The organism is Mesorhizobium sp. M1312 (assembly GCF_040318115.1).
GTDB lineage: Bacteria > Pseudomonadota > Alphaproteobacteria > Rhizobiales > Rhizobiaceae > Mesorhizobium.
The window spans coordinates 90,717-112,110 of record NZ_JAMYLQ010000004.1 but is presented as its reverse complement, the minus strand read 5'-3'; the positions used below and the strand labels follow the sequence as shown (position 1 = coordinate 112,110).

21 protein-coding genes and 4 pseudogenes are annotated in these 21,394 nt (G+C 61.9%); 11 read left to right on the top strand and 14 right to left on the bottom strand.

Annotated elements, in window-relative coordinates:
* Positions 1-4: 4 nt before the first annotated feature.
* The 5 genes from NKH36_RS07460 to NKH36_RS07440 all read left to right on the top strand — a co-directional run bounded on the left by NKH36_RS07460 (position 5) and on the right by NKH36_RS07440 (position 4,992).
* Positions 5-1,081 (top strand): maleylacetate reductase, encoded by a 1,077-nt coding sequence (locus tag NKH36_RS07460; RefSeq protein WP_352958207.1) that lies wholly within the window; start codon positions 5-7, stop codon positions 1,079-1,081.
* An 8-nt stretch (positions 1,082-1,089) separates the two neighbouring features.
* Positions 1,090-1,875, top strand: a complete 786-nt coding sequence (locus NKH36_RS07455) for an SDR family NAD(P)-dependent oxidoreductase (RefSeq protein WP_287329018.1) — start codon at positions 1,090-1,092, stop codon at positions 1,873-1,875.
* 26 nt (positions 1,876-1,901) lie between these two features.
* Entirely contained in the window at positions 1,902-2,702 is an 801-nt protein-coding gene (locus tag NKH36_RS07450) for an SDR family NAD(P)-dependent oxidoreductase (RefSeq protein ID WP_287329019.1), read from the top strand.
* A 251-nt stretch (positions 2,703-2,953) separates the two neighbouring features.
* Entirely contained in the window at positions 2,954-3,925 is a 972-nt protein-coding gene (locus NKH36_RS07445) for an MFS transporter (protein ID WP_352958209.1), read from the top strand.
* Positions 3,922-4,992 (top strand): 2,3-butanediol dehydrogenase, encoded by a 1,071-nt coding sequence (locus tag NKH36_RS07440; protein ID WP_352960965.1) that lies wholly within the window; start codon positions 3,922-3,924, stop codon positions 4,990-4,992. The genes NKH36_RS07445 and NKH36_RS07440 overlap by 4 nt, the downstream gene beginning before the upstream one ends.
* 76 nt (positions 4,993-5,068) lie before the next feature.
* Here the strand turns inward: NKH36_RS07440 and NKH36_RS07435 are convergent, their stop codons facing one another.
* The 4 genes from NKH36_RS07435 to NKH36_RS07420 all read right to left on the bottom strand — a co-directional run bounded on the left by NKH36_RS07435 (position 5,069) and on the right by NKH36_RS07420 (position 8,945).
* The gene (locus tag NKH36_RS07435) at positions 5,069-5,857 is read right to left on the bottom strand and encodes an intradiol ring-cleavage dioxygenase (protein ID WP_502911991.1); all 789 of its coding nucleotides are present in this window, start codon (positions 5,855-5,857) and stop codon (positions 5,069-5,071) included.
* Positions 5,858-5,961: 104 nt separating this feature from the next.
* A complete protein-coding gene (locus NKH36_RS07430; RefSeq protein ID WP_352958214.1) occupies positions 5,962-6,741 on the bottom strand; it encodes an ATP-binding cassette domain-containing protein in 780 nt (259 codons plus the stop codon).
* Positions 6,741-7,850 carry an ABC transporter permease gene (locus NKH36_RS07425; protein WP_352958216.1) on the bottom strand — a complete coding sequence of 370 codons (1,110 nt, stop codon included), beginning with the start codon at positions 7,848-7,850 and terminating at the stop codon, positions 6,741-6,743. The genes NKH36_RS07430 and NKH36_RS07425 overlap by 1 nt, the downstream gene beginning before the upstream one ends.
* Before the next feature lie 78 nt (positions 7,851-7,928).
* The gene (locus NKH36_RS07420) at positions 7,929-8,945 is read right to left on the bottom strand and encodes a sugar ABC transporter substrate-binding protein (RefSeq protein ID WP_352958217.1); all 1,017 of its coding nucleotides are present in this window, start codon (positions 8,943-8,945) and stop codon (positions 7,929-7,931) included.
* A 270-nt stretch (positions 8,946-9,215) separates the two neighbouring features.
* Between NKH36_RS07420 and NKH36_RS07415 the strand changes: the two genes are divergently transcribed.
* On the top strand, positions 9,216-9,635 hold the full coding sequence (locus tag NKH36_RS07415; RefSeq protein ID WP_352958218.1) for a hypothetical protein: 420 nt from the start codon (positions 9,216-9,218) through the stop codon (positions 9,633-9,635).
* Between the two features lie 521 nt (positions 9,636-10,156).
* Here NKH36_RS07415 and NKH36_RS07410 read toward each other — a convergent pair.
* Positions 10,157-10,396, bottom strand: coding sequence for a hypothetical protein (locus tag NKH36_RS07410; protein WP_352958219.1), 240 nt, complete (start codon positions 10,394-10,396; stop codon positions 10,157-10,159).
* 138 nt (positions 10,397-10,534) lie between these two features.
* On the opposite strand from NKH36_RS07410, the pseudogene NKH36_RS07405 reads away from it, so the two are divergent.
* Positions 10,535-11,135: pseudogene (locus tag NKH36_RS07405) on the top strand (cupin domain-containing protein).
* A 60-nt stretch (positions 11,136-11,195) separates the two neighbouring features.
* On the opposite strand, the gene NKH36_RS07400 reads toward NKH36_RS07405, so the two are convergent.
* The 5 genes and pseudogenes from NKH36_RS07400 to NKH36_RS07380 form a co-directional block, all read right to left on the bottom strand.
* Positions 11,196-11,408: a flavodoxin gene (locus NKH36_RS07400; RefSeq protein ID WP_352958220.1), complete on the bottom strand. Its 213-nt coding sequence runs from the start codon at positions 11,406-11,408 to the stop codon at positions 11,196-11,198.
* A 29-nt stretch (positions 11,409-11,437) separates the two neighbouring features.
* The gene (locus NKH36_RS07395; RefSeq protein ID WP_352958221.1) at positions 11,438-11,752 is read right to left on the bottom strand and encodes an FAD-dependent oxidoreductase; all 315 of its coding nucleotides are present in this window, start codon (positions 11,750-11,752) and stop codon (positions 11,438-11,440) included.
* On the bottom strand, positions 11,739-12,074 hold the full coding sequence (locus NKH36_RS07390; protein WP_352960960.1) for a c-type cytochrome: 336 nt from the start codon (positions 12,072-12,074) through the stop codon (positions 11,739-11,741). Before NKH36_RS07390 ends, NKH36_RS07395 begins: the two co-directional genes overlap by 14 nt.
* Positions 12,071-14,244: pseudogene (locus tag NKH36_RS07385) on the bottom strand (xanthine dehydrogenase family protein molybdopterin-binding subunit). Before NKH36_RS07385 ends, NKH36_RS07390 begins: the two are co-directional and overlap by 4 nt.
* A gap of 11 nt (positions 14,245-14,255) precedes the next feature.
* Positions 14,256-14,726, bottom strand: coding sequence for a (2Fe-2S)-binding protein (locus NKH36_RS07380; protein WP_352958223.1), 471 nt, complete (start codon positions 14,724-14,726; stop codon positions 14,256-14,258).
* A 320-nt stretch (positions 14,727-15,046) separates the two neighbouring features.
* Between NKH36_RS07380 and NKH36_RS07375 the strand changes: the two are divergent.
* From NKH36_RS07375 to NKH36_RS07360, 4 genes and pseudogenes are all read left to right on the top strand, one after another.
* A pseudogene (locus tag NKH36_RS07375) lies at positions 15,047-15,740 on the top strand (response regulator).
* Positions 15,737-17,218 (top strand): ATP-binding protein, encoded by a 1,482-nt coding sequence (locus NKH36_RS07370; RefSeq protein WP_352958224.1) that lies wholly within the window; start codon positions 15,737-15,739, stop codon positions 17,216-17,218. Before NKH36_RS07375 ends, NKH36_RS07370 begins: the two are co-directional and overlap by 4 nt.
* 181 nt (positions 17,219-17,399) lie before the next feature.
* Positions 17,400-17,555, top strand: a complete 156-nt coding sequence (locus NKH36_RS07365) for a hypothetical protein (RefSeq protein ID WP_352958225.1) — start codon at positions 17,400-17,402, stop codon at positions 17,553-17,555.
* An 851-nt stretch (positions 17,556-18,406) separates the two neighbouring features.
* Positions 18,407-18,661: pseudogene (locus NKH36_RS07360) on the top strand (cyclic nucleotide-binding domain-containing protein); the annotation flags it as partial.
* A gap of 306 nt (positions 18,662-18,967) precedes the next feature.
* On the opposite strand, the gene NKH36_RS07355 reads toward NKH36_RS07360, so the two are convergent.
* The 4 genes from NKH36_RS07355 to NKH36_RS07340 all read right to left on the bottom strand — a co-directional run bounded on the left by NKH36_RS07355 (position 18,968) and on the right by NKH36_RS07340 (position 21,355).
* The gene (locus tag NKH36_RS07355; protein WP_352958226.1) at positions 18,968-19,426 is read right to left on the bottom strand and encodes a c-type cytochrome; all 459 of its coding nucleotides are present in this window, start codon (positions 19,424-19,426) and stop codon (positions 18,968-18,970) included.
* Positions 19,427-19,477: 51 nt separating this feature from the next.
* Positions 19,478-20,338 (bottom strand): WD40/YVTN/BNR-like repeat-containing protein, encoded by an 861-nt coding sequence (locus tag NKH36_RS07350; RefSeq protein ID WP_352958227.1) that lies wholly within the window; start codon positions 20,336-20,338, stop codon positions 19,478-19,480.
* 217 nt (positions 20,339-20,555) lie between these two features.
* Positions 20,556-20,840, bottom strand: coding sequence for a copper-binding protein (locus NKH36_RS07345; RefSeq protein ID WP_352958228.1), 285 nt, complete (start codon positions 20,838-20,840; stop codon positions 20,556-20,558).
* 26 nt (positions 20,841-20,866) lie between these two features.
* Positions 20,867-21,355 (bottom strand): cupredoxin domain-containing protein, encoded by a 489-nt coding sequence (locus NKH36_RS07340; protein WP_352958229.1) that lies wholly within the window; start codon positions 21,353-21,355, stop codon positions 20,867-20,869.
* Between the last annotated feature and the right edge of the window lie 39 nt (positions 21,356-21,394).

The window sequence follows — 21,394 nt, the reverse complement described above, 5'->3', positions numbered from 1 at the left end:
CAAAATGGCAAGGCTACCCGAGAGTTTCGTCTACAGCGCCAATGCGTCGCGAGTGGTCTTTGGCGCGGGATCGGTTGGAAAGGTCGGAGAAGAAGTCGACCGCCTGGGGCTACAGCGGGTTCTGGTCCTCTCCACACCCCAGCAGGAAGACTTTGCGCTGACGGTGGCCTCCCTGCTCGCGGCGAAGTCAGTTGGGGTGTTCTCGGGCGCCGCCATGCACACTCCGGTGAATGTCACCGAACAAGCGATGCGAGACATTCAGGAAAAGAATGTCGACGGGCTCATCGCCATTGGCGGTGGTTCGACGACTGGGCTGGGCAAAGCGTTAGCTCTGCGTACAGATCTGCCGCAGATCGCCATCCCGACCACCTATGCCGGCTCTGAGATGACACCCATCCTTGGTGAAACAGCAAACGGCCAGAAGAAGACGATCACTTCGCCGAAGGTCCTGCCTGAAGTGGTGATCTACGATGTCGACCTGACGCTTTCCCTACCGGTCGCCCTCTCGGGAACCAGCGGCATCAACGCTATCGCACACGCGGTTGAGGCGCTCTACGCTCGGGACCGGAACCCGATTATCGACCTCATGGCGGGCGAAGCCATCGGTGCATTGGCCAAGGCCTTGCCCACGATCAGGCTTGACCCGCGGGACAAAGAAGCACGATCCCTGGCCCTGTACGGTGCTTGGCTGGCGGGGACTTGCCTGGGGGCCGTGGGTATGTCTCTGCACCACAAGCTTTGCCATACGCTCGGCGGGTCGTTCGATCTCCCACATGCTGAGACGCACACCATCGTGCTGCCTCATGCCCTCGCCTACAACGCACCAGCAGTCCCGGATGCCATCGATCGCCTGAAGCGCGTTTTAGGCACCGACAACCCTAGCCTCGCGCTCTACGAACTCGCCGGTCAGGTAGGAGCGGCGCGCGCCCTTAAGGACATCGGCATGGTAGAAGAAGGTCTTGGCCAGGCCCGCGCATTGGCCCTGTCGAATCCCTACTGGAACCCTCGGCAGCTCGATAAAGATCGGATTGGGCGCCTCCTCCATCGCGCCTACGCCGGCATGCCTCCCCTTGTTGAATAGGTGATCGAATGGGTTCGCTTGAATTGCGTCTGCCCGACATCGTCGTCGTGACAGGCACAGCGTCAGGTCTCGGCCTCGAAGTGGCCAGGCATCTGCTGCAGTGCAACTGTAAGGTTGTCGGCGTCGATGTGGCCCCATCTGCGCTCCCATCCGATCCCAGCTACCAGCAAATCACCGGTTCGATCGCTGATACAAGTACCTGGGATAAGGTGGGCGACTTCCTCGACGCCGAAACGTCCGCAACGCTCGGGCTCGTGACGTGCGCCGCAATCCTTGACCTTGGCACTGTATCTGAAGCGACACCCGAACGCATCCAGCTCACCATGTCGGTGAACGTGACCGGCACCGCCTTGGCGATGGCGATGATCATCCCTCGAATGGAGGCCAAAAGTGGAGGCGCAATCGTTGCGGTTGCGTCAGTCAATGCCACCTTGGCCGAGCAGCAGCTGGCCATCTACAACGCATCGAAAGCAGCCGTGCGTCAGCTGGCTCGGACCGCGGCACTCGACCACGCACGCCGAGGCATTCGGATCAACGTTCTAAGTCCCGGTCCCATGATGGCTGGTCTCTTCAAGCGACACGTCGAGAGCGCCACCGACAGCTCCCGGTTCTTGGCGACCCGCGCAAATCGACAGCCGCAAGGCCGCATCCTCGAGGCAAGCGAGGTCGCCCAAGCAGCATTGTTCCTCTTGTCGGATGGCGCGTCGGCACTCCTCGGCGCTGACGTCATCGCCGACGGCGGATTGACTGCTGGCTTTGATTTCCGAACCGGCGCCGAAGGGGCGTCCGTCTAAACTCACGATCGTTGGGAGGAAGCAATATGGACACTGGTCTCAAGGGAAAGGTGGTGATCATCACGGGCGCTGCCAATGGCATCGGCCGCGCCACGGCTTTGGCTTTCGCTAAGGAAGGCGCCGACCTCGGTCTGTTGGACCTCGACGAGAAGGGACTTGCAGAGGTCGGGGCCGTCGCCGGTGGCCATGGTGTAGTCGTTCACTGCGCAAAGGCGGATCTTTCGGAGGCGGCCGGGGTATCCGGCGGCATGGACGAACTTCTGAAAGGCTTCGGGAACCGTGTTGACGTGCTCATCAACAATGTTGGTTCCGGCGCCATCCGCAGCTTCGACGACGTCGATGACGCGGCGTGGGATGCAACACTTTCGCTCAACTTCATGAGTTATGTGCGAGCGATCCGCAAAGCGCTGCCAATCCTGCGGGCCAATGGCGGCGTGATCATCAACAACGCATCGGACCTAGGGCGACAGCCTGAACCCGTGCCGGTCGACTACTCGGTATCGAAGGCCGCAATCCTCGCCCTCACCAAGGCATTGGCGCGAGCCGAGGCTCCCAAGATCCGCGTCAACGCTGTCGCTCCTGGTCCCATCTGGTCGCCCTTCTGGGAGAAACCTGGGGGCTTCGCCGAGACGATGGGCAAGTACCACAAGATGGAGCCGCAGGCGGCCGTCGAGCACGAATTGAAGCTTCGGCAGCTGCCGCTGCAGCGGCTCGGGACGCCGGACGAAGTGGCGAACGTGATCTTGTTCCTCGCCTCAGACCTGGCCTCGTTCGTGACGTCCTCGGTCTGGGGCGTCGACGGTGGTTCGATCCGATCCATCACCTGACGTGGTTGTCTCAGCCTCCAAGGATCAACCGCCGGCTGGCTTCGAGTTCGTAGTCGCCTGCGTTTGTGGCGCCATCGTCGCGAATCTCTATTTCGCACAGCCCATCGTCGGGGAAATTGCCGGCACGCTTGGGTTAGCTCCCGAAGGTGCTGGTATCATCGTGACGCTTGCCCAGCTGGGCTATTGTCTTGGGCTCCTCCTTTTAGTGCCGCTCGCTGACGCGATCGAGAACCGACGACTGGCTTTAGGCAGTGCTCGTCGTCGGCTTCGCCGCCTCGATCACCATGGCACTGACAACCTCGCCGACGCTTTTTCTAATCGCGTGTTTTTGCATCGGCATCGGGTCAGTGTCTGTCCAGATCCTGCTTCCTTACGCGGCCGCGCTTTCCGACCCAAAGCGCCAGGGATTGATGGTTGGGCGCGTGATGGCGGGCATCCTGACCGGCATCATGTTGTCTCGGCCTTTGTCGAGCTTGATCACCGGTCCTTTCGGTTGGCGGTCGGTCTTCTTTTTCTCTGCAGCCATCTGCCTGGGTGCTGCTGTGCTGATCCTCGCGCGGATGCCGGCGCGACAGCCCGAAAGCAAGCTTGGTTATGGAGCGATGCTGAAATCCATGGCTTCGCTCGCTTGGGAAAATCGCTTGCTTCAACGTAGGGCCGCATACCAGTTTCTGATGTTCTATTCCTACACCCTCTTCTGGACGGCCCTGCCCCTCCTTCTGAGCAGGCCGCCCTACAGCCTCGACCAAGTTCAGATCGCACTCGTGGCGCTGGCGGGTGCCGCAGGCGCGATCATGTCACCTCTGGCCGGGAGGGTAGCTGACCGCGGAGCGATCACCTTGGGAACGACGCTCTCCCTCAGCGCCGGCGTCCTATCCTGGATCGTCGCCGGCTGGGGCGGATCGGGTGGCGTGGTGGGGCTGGCGGCCCTGCTGGTTGGTGCCCTCCTTCTCGACGGCGCCGTCCCCGTGTCCCTGGTGATGAGCCAGCGTGAGCTCTTTTCCGCTCACCCTAACGAACGCGCTCGCCTCAACGGCCTCTTCATGGCAGCCTTCTTCGTCGGTGGGGCGGCTGGCGCCAGCGTCGGCGTCTGGGCGATTGAGAGCTTTGGTTGGCTTGGCGCTATGATTGCAGGCGCTTCAGGCCCCCTACTCGCCCTGACACTACATCTGATTTTTCTGGCGCTGCAAGCGCCGCCACTTTCCAAAGGATTTCGAAAATGAGAGCTGCCCGCTTCTACGCCAAAGGCGACGTCCGAGTTGAGGAACTTCCAGATCCGGTCGATCTGCAGCCGGATGAAGTTCTTGTCCGCAACAGATTGTGCGGCATTTGCGGCACCGATCTGCATGAGTTTGCCGACGGACCCCACTTCGTATCGTCTCAGCCCAACCCTTTCTCGGGGGCCTCAATTCCGCAGATCCTCGGCCACGAGTTCAGCGGTGAAATCGCGGCCGTTGGGAGCGACGTGTCCCATCTGAAGCTGGGCGACCGCGTGGCGATTCAGCCGCACATGGGTCCGGCCGATGGTTTTTTCGGCGTCCGCGGCCTCCATTTCCTTGGCACTCGCGGGGCCGCGACTGGCCTGACATGGAATTGGGGCGGGTTCGCGGATTTCGCGGTCATGAAGGCATCCGCGACTGTCAAAATGCCTCACACCTTGACTTTTGAACAGGGAGCGATGGTGGAGCCGGCGGCTGTCGCGGTGACAGCAGTCGACCGCAGCGGGCTTGAGCCGGGCGGCTCGATCCTGATCACTGGTGGCGGCCCAATCGGGGCGCTTACGGTCATGGCCGCCCACGTTGCTGGCGCCGGCAAGATCTTCCTCAGCGAACCCAATGCTGCCCGCCGCAAACGCATCGGGTCATTGGGCATTCCGGTCATCACGATCGACCCTACCAAGACGCCGCTTGCAGACTTTATTCGAGAGCACACATTCGAGCGCCTCGGATGCGATTCAGCGATCGAGTGCGCGGGCAACCCGCGAGCTATTGCCGACTGCATCAAGTCGGTGCGCTCGCAGGCAACGGTGGTGCTGGTCGGCCTCACCAACGCTAAGGTCGAGTTCTCACCTTTTGACCTGATCACGCGTGATATTCGACTGCAGGGGTCGCTCTGCTACCCGACGACACTATGGCCGCGTGTTTACGCAATGATCGAGAGCGGCCGTTTGCCGGTCGAACGCCTGATCGATGACACGATCGCCTTGGACGACATCGTCGAGAAGGGATTCAAGCCGCTGATGGATCCGAGCGGGACCAAAATGAAGATCTTAGTCGACCTCGGCGTTTAGCCGCCAGGCCTGCGGTCGCAGCCGCCGCCGCGCGATTGTCAGCCCTTGCCTTTGAAATATACCGCGAGCGAGGGTTCTACAGTCGCTTCAGGACGAAGTCGAACTTAACATTCCACTTCGTCGCCGCGTCGACGAGCGGCTCGAACGCGACAATCAACGTATGCTTCACCCCAAACACGGAATCCGACTCCAGGTACGGGTCTCCCGAGACGAAGATGTGCGTACAGAGGCGGTCGTAGCCGATCGCGCCAACCAGGAAATGCACGTGCGCAGGGCGGAAAGGATGACGCTCGAGCTGTTCGAGCATTTGCCCCACCGGACCGTCGTTTGGAATGGGGTATGAAGTCGGCTTGATTCCCACGAAGCTGTATCGACCATCTGCGCCAGTCCTGAAAATACCACGGTTGTTGAACGGCGGCTGTATGTCAGGCTGCTGAACGTCGTAGAAGCCTTCGTCGTTGTCTGACCAAACGTCGACATAGGCGTCCTCGATTGGATTACCGTCCAGGTCAAGGACCCGGCCCTCAAAGAGGCAAAGCTCACCCTTGCCATCGAGGTTGATGTTTTCACCCATCTGCCGCTCGGGCGACCCGTCGACATGGAATGGACCAAACACCGTGTTCTCGGTGGCACCGGTAGGACGCCGATGATTGATCGCGTCCACGAGCATCGAAACACCGAGCACGTCCGAAAGCAGGATAAATTCCTGCCGCGTGTCGCTGCACATCTGCCCAGTACGGGTCAGAAACGCGATTGCAATCTCCCACTCTGCCTCGGTAAGTTCGACATCGCGAATGAAACCATGGAGGTGATTGATCAGCGACTCCATAACGGTACGAAGACGAGCATTCGTTCCATCGCCCATCCTCGCGAGGACTGTTTCGACCGAGTTCTGCTCATTCAGGTACTTTGACAATTCGACCTCCTCTCGGTGGGGCTCCCAATCCGGGCCGCCCTCCGACGCGATCCCTAGATCGTTTTTCCGAGCGATGCTTCGAGCTGGGCGAGTTCCTCCCCGCCGGCCATCAAACTTTGCAGTTCTTCTGATGAGATATGCCCACGATCGGCCGTGCCAAGCGTCTTGCCGCGGTTGAGAACGGTAAACCGGTCTCCGACCGCCATTGCGCGCCGGACATTGTGAGTGATGAACACGACGCCTATGCCCTTCTTGCGGACCCGGTCGATTGTCGTCAGCACATTGGCGGTCTGGCGCACGCCAAGCGCCGAAGTCGGCTCATCGAGAATGAGTGCCTTGGCGCCGAAATAGACGGCACGCGCGATCGCGACGGTCTGTCGTTCGCCTCCCGACAGAGTGCCAACCGCCTGACCTGGCTCCCGCAAATTGATACCCATTTGCTTCATCTGCTCGAGTGTGATGGCATCGGCCTTCTTGAAATCCAGCCAGCGTAAGGGTCCGAAGCCGACCTCTGGCTCGCGGCCGAGCCAGAAATTCCGGCTGACGCTCATCAGCGGGATCATGGCAAGGTCCTGATATACGGTGGCGATGCCGGCAGCGAGCGCCTCGCGAGGGCTTGTGAAATGAACGGTGTCGCCCGCTACCCTCATCTCGCCAACAGTCGGGGTATGGGCTCCCGACATCGTCTTGATGAACGTCGACTTACCGGCGCCGTTGTCACCGAGCAGGCAGTGACATTCCCCCGGCATGACGCTGAACGACACGCCGGACAGGGCGATGATGCGGCCAAAGTGCTTCTGGATGTCGATCATTTCCAAAATTGGCGTGGTCATCACCTCTCTCCAGTGATCGAGCGGCGGATGTACGTGTTGGCCACAACTGCGCCGAGAAGGATCGTGCCAAGGAACACTCGGAAGAGCGAGCTCTCGACGTTGGTGAAAAACAGGCCCTGCTGGACCACACCGAAAATAACGGCACCGAGAGCGGCGCCCACTACAGACCCGTATCCACCGGTCAGCAATGCACCGCCGAAAACGACACAAATGATCGCCTCGAATTCCGTCATAATGCCGCGATCGGACGCAGCCGACCCGAACTCTATCGCTTGAGAAATGCCGAGCAGCGCTGCGCATATTGCGGCAACGATAAACATCAGTACCTTCACTCGAGCCACGGGGACACCGACGTTGCGGGCAGCCTGTGGGTCACCGCCGGCGGCGTAGATCCAGTTGCCGAACTTGGTACGGGTCAGAACCCACTGCCCGACGATCACCAGGCCGATGGCCCAAAGTATCAGCATGGGAATGCCATCGACGATCGGTTGCCCTAGCCGTGTGCCTCGGGTGTACGTTTCGATGATGCCCTGCTGGCCAAGCCAGGTGAACAGGCCTGTGAACGCTTTACCTCCGAAAAGCCAGGCGATGGGGTCGCCCGCTGCGGCATCACTGATCCCCGATACGACCGGCTGTTTGTTGAAGGTGATCGCACTCCAGATCGTCGCGCCGCGAAGGATGAACATGAAGGCCAGCGTCACGACAAAAGACGGAAGACCCGTGCGAATAACCAGAACGCCGTTGATGGTGCCTATCAAGGCACAGACCGCAAAGGTCAGCACGATCGCTACCCAGACTGGAATGCCAACGTGGATGACCAGCAGGCCGAAGACCATGCCGGAAAAGCCCACCATTGACCCGAGTGAAAGATCGAACTCGCCTGCGATCATCAACAACGACACGCCCACGGCCAGCACAATGAACTGCGCCGAAACGGTGCTCCAGTTAATGACACCATCCAGGGCGAACATCTGGGTGCCGCCGGCGAGAATGAGGAAGAAAGCGAACACGGCTGCCGTGCCGCCAATTGCTCCAAGCTCCGGGCGAACGAGCGCTCGACGCAGGAGTGAGTTCCGCTTAAGGCGCTCGTCGGTGCTAATGGACGTCATCTGATCTTGCCCGCAAAAGAGATCCGCAAGGACGAAGGCGGAAGCGCACGTCGCTTCCGCCCCCGGGAGGCGAGGCGCTTACCGGTACTTGCCGGCCAGCGACTCGACGAGAGAAAGGTTGTCCTTGGTGACAAACCCCGGCCCCGAAAGCACCGAATTGGCCTGCAGCACGCCATAGCGGAGATCATTGGTCAGCGTGATGACCGGCAGGTAGCCCTGCAGGAAAGGCTGCTGGTCGATGGCGAAGTTGATGACGCCATCTTTGATCGCCTGCGAAATGTCAGGATTGAGATCGAAGGTCGCGAAGTAGATGTCGCCCGCCATCCCATTGTCCTTCAGCGCTTTGATCGTGGGAATCGCGGTCATGGGGCCGAGGGTCAAAACGGCACTCGTATCCGGATGACTTGAGAGGTAAGCTTTCACACGGTTGGCGATTTCCGCTGCGTCGGTGCCGGAATCGATCATCTGCTCGCCCAGAGGCACGCCCAGACCCTCCGCGAAGCCTTCACAGCGCTGCTGCCCCGCCACATTGGGGAACAAGCTGTTCACGCAGAGGAACGACTTCATGCCTTCGGCTTTTGCTCGTTCACCGGCGCCCTTGCCGGCTTCATATTCAGGCTGACCGACGTGGAGCAGAGCACCGAGTTTTTTGGATTCCTCGGCCGTGCCCGTGTTCATCGTCACGACAGGGATACCCTGGGCAACCGCGTCTGCGATAGCGCCGCCCACTGTTTCGAGATCGGGGATGGTAACGATGATCCCGTCGGGCTTCTCGGCGGTCGTCTGCTGGATGATGCGCACCATGTCCGCCAAGTCGCCGGACGGCGGATTGCGGAACGTGACGGTTGCACCGACTTCCTTTGCTGCCAAGCTGGCGCCGTTCTTGACGGTGTTCCAGAATGTCTCGCTGTCAGGGGAATGGTGGATCAGGACGTATTTCTCGTCGGCAGCGCTTGCTGACTGTACGACGCCCATTGCGGCTGTTGCGGCTAGGCTCGCCAACAGCACGGCCTTAAACGATAGGTTTTTCATCTGCTCCTCCACGTTGGTGACTGTCGCTCTACTGGCGCAATCGGGTTCTCCGCGTTGCGCCACGGTCCCCCTCAACCGCCAGCGTGGGATTTATGCAGCTATCTTGTCGTGGGATGAACTGGGGCCAGCACAAAACACTATTGCAGATCACGCAATAATTGCCGGCAGAACGCCGTCCGCATCACGACCACGGCAAAGTCGGCATGATTTGGGCCATGGACCCGACGTCGCTTTCAACTTGTGGACTAGCCAAGCTCGCGGGGCGACAAAGCCCAGCGACGATGATCTTCGCATCTAAAACCCCAGCCCCGGAGATGTGAGCGGAACACTCGCTTGACGCGCACGGCCATCCCTCGAAACTCTCTCACACATTGTCGATCACCGTGGACGCAAACGAACAAACCCGTCACCACCGTCACTGGTGCGGCACTTGCCGACGAAAAGCTCGACCGGAAAGCTCTGCCCAGCGGTGCCGCCGCGCAGTCCATTGTCCGCCTCATTACCGCCGACGAATACCTCGTCGGGCATGCCAATGCGGCCGGCTATCTCGTAGAAGGCTTGATCCGGCTTGGAACGGTCATTGCAATCGGCTCGCGGCCCGGCGGTGAAAAGACGGCGATGCTCGTCGAGTTGGCGAGGATGCTTCGTACCAGCGGCAGCTTCATCGGCCGCAAGGCCAGGGTGTTTTCGGTCGCATATTTTGTCTGCGAAGTGAAAGCGACATCGCGGTTCGTTTCAAGACGGCCGGGTTGAATGATGTCCCCATGGTTCGGTCGGAAATCGGCCTGCCTCTGACCAACCCGACGAGGGCAGAGGATGTAGCGCTCCCGTGGCTTCGTTGCGCCTGGAGTCCAGTAATCCCCAGATGACCGACAGGACCCCTATCCGCCATTCGTGCCCCCTTCCCCGAAATGCGCCCGGTTTTTGCCCAAGCGCTCCGGACGAGTACAACGACAGTACAACTTAGAGGAATTGATTCCACTAAGTTGCTGAATACAATTGCTTTTCGCGACGTCCGTCCAGTCCATCATAGGCGCCACAGCAAGTTTGTGGTTTATCTTATTCTCCATTGTCTTTTTCTGTCTCATCCCGTCCAACGCCGGGTCGGAACGATTGAGCAATTTGACAGGTGCGCGCGCTCAAACGTGACCCTTATGCGATTTTGCCGCCGCAATTGGAAGCCAACTGGCCATGGTACGCGCCCGCTGCGCGGCCCGACTTGCTAGTGGCTGACGCGCTCGATCTCGGCCGCTCGGATGAACTTATCCGCGATCTCACCGATGTTCACGGCGTACCTCCTTTTCCTCGCTGTTCTGCTCCTCACCACCGTCGGGACGGTTGATTGTCACCGTGCACGCAATCAGCGTGTTCCAGTCCGGACCGTGTTCGATGATGTTATGAAGCTCGGAAATCTCTTCAAGATAATGTTCGATCGTAATCGGGCCGTTCTGGTGGCCGTAGACAAGAACCGCTTTCCAGCGTTTGTCACCATGCAGCGTTACCACGTTACTCATGCGGAATATCTCCTGCGGTCATCGAACAAATCCGGCTGCATTGCCGTGGGCCAAAAGGTAGCGGAACCGACCGGCATGTAGCCGGTTGAATCGGCATGAAGAGTCGTCCTCTGACAACCAGCAATGCAAGGCTACATCATGAGCATTCTGCAGAGTACCAAGAAAGCTGTCGAGCGGGTTACCGGTATCGCAAGACCGGGCAGGCAAGATGTGGCCGATCTTGTAAGGCGGCGAAAAGCAAATGAGTTTTGGTTCCAGGATGATGGCCTGGTGCCCAATCATCCGTTTTGGCCGCTTGTCGTCTATCGGGGCGCCGTGAGGCTGCCCGAAGAACTTGATCCCGCAGCCGTCTTGGAGGAGCTTTTCGAGGCCAATGGATGGGGGGACAGCTGGCGGAATGGCATCTACGACTACGTTCACTACCATTCGCGAATACATGAGGTGCTCGGGGTGGCGGGCCGGGACGGCCAAAGTCCGGTTTGGAGGCAAAAAGGGCCGAACCCTGTCACTGAAGGCCGGCGACGTCGCGGTTCTTCCGGCCGGCACCGGGCACCAATGCCTTTCGGCATCCGACGATTTTCTAGTTGTCGGCGCCTACCCTCCATTTGGGACCTATGACGAATGCACGACTGCCCAGGAGCATGATGGCGCGGTCGCGACGATCCAGAAGGTAGGTCGTCCACGCAAGGATCCCGTCTATGGGAGCAAGGGCCCGCTTCTGCAAAATTGGAAGAAGTAGGCGCAGGTCGACCGAAGCCCCAAGTGCAGAACGCACGAGCGGGGGCATGTACAACTCAGGCTAACGGCCTATCTCGACGCTCGCGAGCCACCGAGTGACCTCTCGAAGCGTCTCGCGCCTGGTCGCGATCAGACGGGCACTGGGTGCATGCTCGGCGACTATGGCGAGGCGGTTGCCGAGCCCGTAGCCGCCATGCGTAATGAACGGCACCAGCGTCTTGCCCGACAGGTCGTGCAGCGACAGGAACGAGCGTATAACGGAAGGCGCGGTCATTCCCTAGATCGGAACCCAGGAACACGAGTTCATAGGAGCTCAGATCCCGCACGGTCGCCTGCAACGGCGGTTCGTAACCCCGCTGCCGCTCGTCCTCTGCCTGCGCTACCTGTGCCTCGTAGTCTTCTGAACGGGCAGGCCAGATAAGCGGTCTCTGGCTCGATCAGCGTCACGGCAAGGTCGCGATCCAGCTGTTTCAATGCGCGTGCGCAGCTTGCCCCGGCAAAGCCGCCGCCGATGACGATCACACGGGGCTGCGCCTGTGCGCGTACCTGCGGCGCGGCAAGGACGGCAGCGGCGACGCTGGCCGCCGCACCGCTGATCAAGGCTCTACGGTTGGGCATGGCGCGCCGCCTCCGGTTTGGCGAGCCATTCGGCGATGGCGCGCGTCTCCTCCTCGGTAAATCCCCTGGCGACCCGGTCCATGACCGTCGCCTTGCGCTCACCGGAACGGAAGGCTTGCATCTGAGCGACGATGTCGTCCGCCGCATGGCCGTCGAGCGAAGGGATGGCTGAGCCGAGCGCCGCCGGCCCGTGACAGCCGGTGCAAGCCGTCGCACCGGGCGCCGCGTCGGCCCATGCCGGGGCGCTGGCCACGAGCCCCGCAAGCAGAACAGGCACAAAAGATCGTCCGCCGCGCCTGTTCTTCGCGCGCCTCATTGTCATGCGAGGTCATGGTTCTTCAGCGGCAGCGTGCGGATGCGCTTGCCGGTGACGGCGAAAATCGCGTTGAGGACGGCCGGCGCGGCGACCGCGATGGTCGGCTCGCCGACGCCGCCCCAGAAGCCGCCGGATGGCATGATGATCGTCTCCACCTCCGGCATGTCGGCCATGCGCACAACCTCGTAGCTGTCGAAATTCTCCTGCTCCATGCGGCCGCCATTGACGGTGCATTCGCCGTAAATGCAGGCGGAAAGGCCGTAGACGAAGGAACCTTCGACCTGCCGCTCCACTTGTGCGGGGTTGACGACATGACCCGGATCGGTGGCCGCCACGATCCGGTGGATCCTGAGCTGCCCGTCGGTGACCGAAACCTCCGCTGCTGCCGCCACATAACTGCCGAAGCCCATGATCTGCGCCAGGCCGCGGTGAACGCCGGCCGCGGGCGGGATGTCCCAGCCGATCCGTTCGGCAACTGCCTCCAGCACGGCGAGGTGTTTTGGATGGTTGACCATCAGCCTTCGTCGGAAGGCGAGCGGGTCGACGCCGGCCGCATGGGCGAGTTCGTCGATGAAGCACTCGACGTAAAGCGCATTCTGGTTGAGGTTGACGCCGCGCCAGAAGCCTGGCGGGATCGGCGGGTTGCGCATGGCATGGTCGACAAGCAGATTGTCCACCGTATAGCCAAGCGTGCCTTCCGTGCCGCTGAGGACGAGGCCTTGGAAGACCACCGGGTCCATACCGTTCTGCATGGCTTCCGGCCGCACCGCGGCAAGGATCGACTGGCCGGATATGCGCATGTGCAGAGCGGTCAGGTTGCCGTCCGCGTCGAGCGCGCCCGTCAGCCGGCATCGCGTGGTCGGGTGGTAGGCGCCGTGCAGCATGTCCTCTTCGCGCGACCACATGAGCTTTACCGGCGTTCCCGGCAGCTGCTTGGCAATGCTCACCGCCTGGCGCACATAGTCCTGGAAGTTGCCGCGCCGGCCGAAGCCGCCGCCGAGATGAATCTTGTGCACCTCGCATTGCTGCACCGGCAGGCCGGCGGCCTCGGCCGCTGCAGCAAGGCTGGCCTCGCCATTCTGGGTCGGCACCCATACCTCGCAGCGCTCCGGCGTGTAGAGCGCCGTCGCGTTCATCGGCTCCATCGTCGCATGGTTCTGATAGGGGAAGGCATAGGTCGCCGTGACCGTCCGGCCGGCTGCGGACAGCGCAGCACCGGCGTCACCTTGCTTGGCGCCAATGAAGGCGTCATTTGCGCCGAGCCCCTCTTCGAGCATCGCTGCGATCGAGGCGCTGGTGACCTGCCTGTTGGGACCTTCGTCCCAGACGACCGGCAGGGCATCGAGAGCGGTCTTGGGCCGCCACCACGTGTCGGCGACAACCGCAACGGCGGTTTCGTCGACCTGAACGACGGTGCGCACGCCGGGCATGGCCGCGACCGCCGCCGCGTCAAAACTCTCCACCTTGCCGCCGAAATACGGGCAGGCCCGGATCGCGGCGTTGAGCATGTTCGGCAGCTTGAGATCGGCGCCGTAGACCTGGCTGCCGTTAAGCTTGTCGGCCGTGTCGAGCCGCGGCAGCGGCTTGCCGGCTATGGTCCAATCCTTCGGGTCCTTCAGCGTGACATTGGCAGGCGGCGTCATCCGCGCGGCGGCGGCGGCCAACTGTCCATAAAAGGTGGCGCGATCTGATGCCGCATGCGTGACCATGCCCATCCTTGCGGTGCATTCGCTGGCCGGCACGCCCCATTCGGCGGCCGCTGCAGCGATCAGCATTTCGCGTGCGATGGCGCCACCAATGCGCACATACTCGTGCGATTCGCGGATACCGCGGCTGCCGCCGGTCGAGAAATTGCCCCACACGCGGTCGCGCGCCAGGTTCTGGGCCGGCGACGGATATTCGGTCGTGACCTTTGACCAGTCGCAATTCAACTCCTCGGCGACGAGTTGCGCCAGGCCGGTCAGCGTCCCCTGCCCCATCTCGGAACGGGCGATGCGGATGACCACCGTCTCGTCGGGCCTGATCACCCCCAGGCATTGATCTCCGGCGCCGTCTCGGCGCCCTCGGCACGTGCCGGCTTGATGAACGGCACGTTGAATCCGAGGGACAGGCCGCCGGCCGTGGCGGCCACGCCAATGATGAAGTTGCGGCGGGAGAGGGAAATTATGGCGTTCATGACTGTTCTCCTCAACCGCGTTGCGTGGCTTCGCCGCTTTTGGCGGCCAGCTTGATTGCTGCGCGCACCCGATTGTAGGTGCCGCAGCGGCAGATATTGGTGATCTCGACGTTGATATCCTCGTCCGCGGGGTTCGGGTTCTGCATGAGCAGACCCGCCGCAGCCATGATCATGCCGGCCTGGCAGTAGCCGCATTGCGGCACGTCGAGCGCCAGCCAGGCCTGCTGGACCGGATGCGAGCTGTCCGGCGAAAGCCCCTCGATGGTGGTGATTTGCTGGTCGGGCTCGACCGCGCTCACCGGAAGCACGCAGGAGCGCGTGGCGACGCCGTCTATATGGATGGTGCAGGCGCCACAGGCGGCAACGCCGCAACCGTACTTCGTTCCGGTAAGCCCGATCTGCTCGCGGATCACCCACAGCAGCGGCGTGTCCGGATCGACCTCGATGTCACGTGGCGTGCCGTTGATGATCAATCTGGCCATTGTGCAATCCTTTCGATCAAAGGCTGGCGAGGACCGCCGTCCGGATGCCGCACGGCATAGCCTGGCGGCAAAGACCGGAAGTCCGGGCTAGCGACGAGGCCAAGTTAGGCGGAAGCTGTCGCAGAACCTTGTCCCGACGACCGGCAGTTCATCGCAAGCTGTCGCAGGCGCTGCGCTCTGATACATTTCGTTACACTTCTCACGCTTTGTTGATGCCGCGCCAGATTGCCGCCGTGGCGCGGAAGGTGATCATCCGTGTAGACGCAAACTAGATATCGTCGATACTGGCCGACTATTCAGCGGCGGCTTTGGAGCATTGCATGGAAGTGGCCCAGCACATCGCGGTCGTTGACGACCATAGGGACATCCGCGATCTCGTCGGGAAATACCTCACCCAGCAAGGGTATCGCGTCAGCGTCGCCGACAGCACGGCCGCGCTCAGGCGGCTGCTCGACCGCAGCCTGCCCGATCTTATCGTCCTCGACGTCATGATTCCTGGCGAGGACGGCATTGCCGCCTGCCGCCACGTGCGCGGAACGGTCGACGTCCCGATCATCTTCCTTACCGCCATGGCCGAGGAGGTCGACCGGATCGTCGGCCTCGAGATCGGGGCCGACGACTACCTGACTGGCGCGGATCAAGGCTGTGCTCAGGCGCGTCCACAGCCTGCCGCCGCAGCGCGGTCGTCTCAAGTCGAACGCACTGCGGTTCGACCGCTGGACGCTGAATGTCGGCCGCCGCGAACTGGTCGGGCTCGACGGCGTGGCGGTCGCGCTCAGCACCGCTGAGTTCCGCCTTCTCACCGCCTTCATCGAGCATGTCGGGATCGTGCTCAGCCGGGATCAGCTGCTCGATCTCACTGTCGGGCGCACCGCCGACGGTTTCGACAGGGCCGGCGACAACCAGGTGAGCCGGCTGCGCAAGAAGATCGAGGTGGATCCGAAGAGCCCGATGCTGATCAAGACGCACTGGGGCGGCGGCTATTGCTTCACCGCCGAGGTGGCCCAGGCATGATGCTGTTGTGGAGACGCAGCCTGGCGGCCCGCTTCCTGATGTTGGTGCTGCTTGCGCTCGCCCTGTCGCAGGCGATCACCTTCCTGATCTCGTGGGACGAGCGCGGACAGGCCCTGCACGCGGCGGCCAAGGGCGAATTCGTCAGCCGCACGTCCTCGCTTGCGCTTCTGCTGGACACGACGCCGCCCTCGCTTCGGCCCGACATCCTCAATGTCAGCGGCACGGCCTATACGCGCTTCTGGACCTCGGAGGATGGACCGAGCAATCCCCTCTCTTGGCAGCAGGAAGCTTTTACCGAGCTCGCCAAGCCGCTGCCAGGAATTGCCGGCAAGTATGCCGCGTATATGAACGGGCAGGCCTCGACCGCAGTCGATGCCGCCGACCCTTCCGTGCCGCCGCGCATGCTGGATTTGTCCGGCAATGGCATGCCATTCTCGCGGCCGGCCAAGTTTCTCTATATGGACGCCGCCCCAAACGGCATGGGCCTTTCTGTCCGCCTCGAGGACAGCACCTGGCTGAATGCCGCCTACGCCAAGGCGATGCCGAACGCCTTCTGGACGGCGCAATCGGCGATATCGCTGGCGCTCACCGCACCCATCCTGTCCGCCATAGCGATTTTCGGGGCGCAGGCAATCGCGCGTCCGCTGCGACGGCTCGCCAATGCCGCTGAACTTTTTGGCCGCGGCGAGGCCGTGCCGCGGCTGCCGGAATCAGGGCCGGACGACATCCGCCAGACCGCCGAGGCGTTCAACCGCATGCAGGAGCGCCTGCAGCGCTTCGTCGAGGACCGCACGCGCATGCTGGCGGCGATCAGCCACGACCTGCGCACGCCGCTGACCTCGCTCCGGCTGCGCGCGGAATTTGTCCAGGATCACGATCTCCAGGAAAAGATGCTGAAGACCATCGAGGAAATTCAGACGATGACGAAAGCAGCGCTCGCCTTCGCGCGCGAGGACGCCGCGGTGGAGGAGACGCGTACCGTCGATCTTTCGGCGCTGGTCGGGAGCCTCTGCGACGATCTCGCGGATCTGGGCCAAAACATCACCGTCAGCGACGAGCCAAAGGTGCTGTATCGCTGCCGGCCAGACTCCCTGCGCCGGGCGATCCGCAACCTCGTTGAAAATGCCGTTCGATATGGCGAGCAGGCCAAGGTGAGCCTGGTCCGGAGTGCCCACAGCCTGGATATCGTGGTCGAGGACTCCGGACCCGGTATTCCGCCAGGCGATATGGAACAGGTGTTCGCCCCCTTCTTCCGCCTGGAGCAGTCGCGCAACCGGGAGACCGGTGGCGTCGGGCTCGGCCTGTCAATTGCCCGCGCCATCGCCCGTCACCACGGCGGCGACATCGTGCTGGAAAACCGGAGCAACGGCCTTCGTGCGGTCATCCGGTTGCCGCTGATCGACATGGCCAAGCAGCTTGCCCCGGCGCCCGTGCCTGAGACAAACCCTCCGACCGGACTGCGATCCCTGCCGGTTTGACCGAAACCCGTCCCGCGATCGGAACTCCTGCGCTGTCAGATCACCGCTGTCGTAACTAAGGACACGTCGCCACCCGCGCCTTCCTTAACCCAGCCGCTCTCGCTGGTGAGCGGCTGGTCCTGCCGGAAACTTCCGGCCACCAGCAGAGCCCTCCCCTCAACGTTTCCGCAGAGGTCATCCGATGAGCCATTCACAAGCCACGACACGCAACAACGTTATTTCCGCCGGAGATGCGACCGCATCCCCGGCGACGTCCATCACGCGAGCGCGTGCTTTCCTGGCTGCGCTCTTGGCTGCCGCCGGCCTGCTGGTGCCGGCCGCCGCTTCCACGCAGTAGGCCGACGGCGAGCGGCTGTTCCGGCAGCGCTGCGGGAGTCTGATATCGTCTGGGACGGCGGTACCCTTGATACCTTCCTCGCGGCACCGCGCCAAAGGGTTCCGGGCACGTCGATGACAGTGGGCGTTCCCAACGCCGCCCAGCGCGCCGCGATCATCGTCTATCTGGAAGGTGCGGTCGCGCAATAGTGTCCGCTGATGAGACCAAAGGTGCGTGCGTAGCCCTGTTCAATCGACCTGCCCAGAGTATCCGCGACGCTGTGAATACCGGCCGATCTGCTCAGGGGTGAGCAATTCGGCCATATCGAGATGATAGCGCAGGTGCGCTGCCCGTAGCGCACCTTGCACGTCGGCGATGGTTTTGTCATCTCAGCCAGGTGCGCCGAAATTATCTTCCGTTCGGAAAACAAGCGGTCCAGTTCGGTCTCTTTCTCGATGATGCGTCTTCCGAGCGGGACGGTTTCCGCCCTCATCTGATCCAGCAGCGCCTTGGTCCGCGACGCCTGTTCATCGGTGAGGCCAAGAGCATCCCGGAGGTCGATGTGACGGACCCGGATAGGAATTGAGTTCGGCCGCCAGCGCAAGGCCCATCCCTCGCCCCGCCATTAGGTCGGCGATCTGCTCGCCCGAGAGCGCCTTCACGCGGCGCGCCTCCATTCCGGAGTAAGACGAAGTGGTTTCGTCCTTTTCTGCAGCGGCCTTGTGACGGCTGAGGTCGCCATGCTGCTGCGCCAGCCCGTGAGGGACGGCAAGAAAAACCAGCATGAGGGACAGCACGGCAATGCGGTTCATCGAGCGATCTCCGGCGTTTCTTGTCTTGCAACGTTTGACACCAACCGCAGGACCTGAAACATGATTGCGATCATGTCGGAACTCCTCTTCGAGCGATTGCTTGAACTCGCGGGACGCGAGCAATCTCTCCCTGCCGGCAGCGCCCTGTTTCATATGGACGACCCGGTGCTGTCGCTCTTCCTGGTCACCGCGGGAGAATTGCGCCTTGTTCGGGCACTTTCTGACGGATTCCAGCTGACGTTGCAGCGTACCGGCTCCGCTTCGATCCTGGCCGAGGCTTCGCTGTTTGCGGATCGATACCATTGCGATGCGCTGGCAGCCGAGGAATCGATGGTGCGCGCCGTACCGATCACCAGGGCCATGGCGGTGCTCGAAAGCGATCGCGCGCTGGCCTCCGCGCTGCTGCGACACTTGGCAGGCGAGATCCATCGGACGCGGACACGGGCCGAGATATTGTCCCTGAAATCCGTCGCGGCGAGAGTTAGTGCCTGGATGGCATGCAACGGCGGCGTCTTGCCGCCCAAGGGACGCTGGCATCATGTTGCGTCGGAAATAGCCGTACGCCGGAGGCGTTTTATCGGGAGCTTGCCCGCCGGCGATGATGTGCCGCCACAATGCGGCTCATCGTGCGGACGATTTCCGCCGCGCGAAGACGCGGTTCAGTTCGTCGTGGCGACGGCGCACGTCGTCCGGCCAGCGCGACTTGATATAGGACAAAGCCGCGATGATATCGGCGTCGGTCAGGATTCCTCCGAAAGCTGGCATCCGCGTCTTGTAATCCTTGAGGTTGGCGGCTTCGGCGACGCCGAGTTTCGTTATCCTGAACAGCAGTGTGTCCGGGTGGTGCCAGGTGTGACCGCTTTCGTCGTGTGGCGGGGCCGGAAGAAATCCATCTTTGTCCTGCGCTTTCCAGCCCGGTTGACCTTCGAGGTTCTTGCCATGGCAAGAGGCGCAATGCGCCATGTAAACGGCCTCGCCGCGCGCGATCATAGGGGCATCGTCGGGCTTGAGGATCCCGCCCGACTTGCCGCCGAAAACAAGAACCACGAAGACCGCCACCAAGGCGGCGAGCGCAAGCACAAGCGCCAGCGCCAGATTTCCAGTCAGCCTACGATCCACTGTGTCACCGCATCAACGACCGAGTTCGGTCCAGTTGACGCCGCCATCGGTGCTGGCCAGGATGTCACCTTGGTGAGACGCCACGAATATCCGATCCTTGTCGGCCGGGTCGACCGCGAGATGCAGCAGGATTCGGTCACTCAAGCCGCTGGAAAGAGGCGCGAAGTTCAGAGCAGCCTCCGCGGACCGGACAAGTCCTCGTCCCACCACGAACGCGTAGACGAAACCGTCGGCCGTCACCTCAACGAGACTGACTGGCGCACCATCGACGACCGTTTCCCAGATCAGGCCTCCGTTCCTGCTGACCGACAGGCCTCCTTCAGTCGCGGCGTAAATCGTGTCGGCGTCCTTTGCCGATGCGGCGAGGTCGATCAGCTTTTCGGGCAGCAGTCCAACCACCGACCATGTCTTCCCGGCATCGCGGCTCACCTGTAGCGCGCCGTAGGCGCCGTAGAGAACCTGAGGATCGGCCGAGCTGACCGTCATCTGGTGAAAGTCGACCGGGCCGTCTGCTCCCGGCGAAACCTGATTCCAGGTAACGCCATTGTCGGCTGAGGCGATGAAACCGAGATTGCCCCCAGCCGACGGGTGCCCGCTGGCGTAGAGCGACCTCGGGTCGGAAGGGTCCGGCGTGAACCCCATAAAATCCTGCACCGGCGAAATGAGCTCTGCCTTTCCGTCCGACCCGGCGCGAAAGAGTCCGTGGTGGGTCGCTATCAGGAGCTTGCCGGAATTCTCCCTATCTACGGCCAGCCCGTGGATGTGGGTATGCTCCTTCAGTTGCGAAACCGAGACGGCCTCGACTCCTGCAGCCGATCCGGTCGACGTCGCCGCAATCAGACTCGCGACCAGAATTCCCAGGAGTTGTCTCATCTCATCGCTCCAACTTCGCCCTTAGCATCATGACGGGCATGATATCAGGACCGGGATTGCGGTGCATCGGACAAGTCTGCGCAGCCCAGCCCGCCGTCTGACCGACGCGGAGCCGGGCCGAGCAGTTGCGCCGCCTTGTTCGGATATCGGCCGCCTAGACTGCCTGCGAAATTTTCCGACATCGGATTGGTTTTCAACCCGCGGCGCTGGTCCCGGATCACTTGATGCCGGTGACCGTGATGCGTCCGTTGATGCGGTCGGCTTTGAACTCGATCGCCTGACCCGTTTTGACCTTATCGAGCATGCCCTGCTCCGCAACGACGAACACCATCGTCATCGCCGGCATGTCGAGATTGGTCAGCGGCTCATGCTTGATCGTCAGCTTCTTCTGTTTGGCGTCGACCTTGATGACTTCGCCCTTCACGAATTCCTGCGCAAGCGCGCTCCCGCCGATGGCGAGCATGAGCGTGAGTGTCGACAGTGTCTTTACCAATAGTGTCATGGTTTGCTTCCTTTGCGGTTTGTCGGTCAATTGGCGACGGTGATGTCGCCCTTCATGCCGGAATCGTAATGACCCGGAACCAGGCAGGCGAAGCCGAATTCGCCGGCGTTGGCGAACGTCCAGATGATCTCGCCTCTGGCGCCGGGCGCCAGCCGGATCGCGTTGGGATCGGCGTGCTCCATCTCGGGGAATTTCTCCATCAGCGCCTTGTGCTCCATGATCCCCTCATGGACGTCCATGACGAATTCGTGGTCGACTTGGCCCTTGTTGACGAACTTCAGGCGAACGGTCTCGCCCTTCCTCACCTTGAGCACGGCCGGTTGGAACAACATCTTCCCGTCGTCTTTCTCCGACATCGAGATGTTGACAGTCCGCTTTGCCTTGCCAGCCTCGCCAGGGCTGCCGATCGGCATCGTGGCGGCTTTGTCGCCATGGCCACCGGCATGCGTTCCACCGGCAAGAGCTGCTCCCGAACTGACCGCCATCAAAACGGCCGCTGCGATTATACGTTTCATGCTGCACTTTCTCTCATTGTTGAGGTTGAGGGGTTTCGG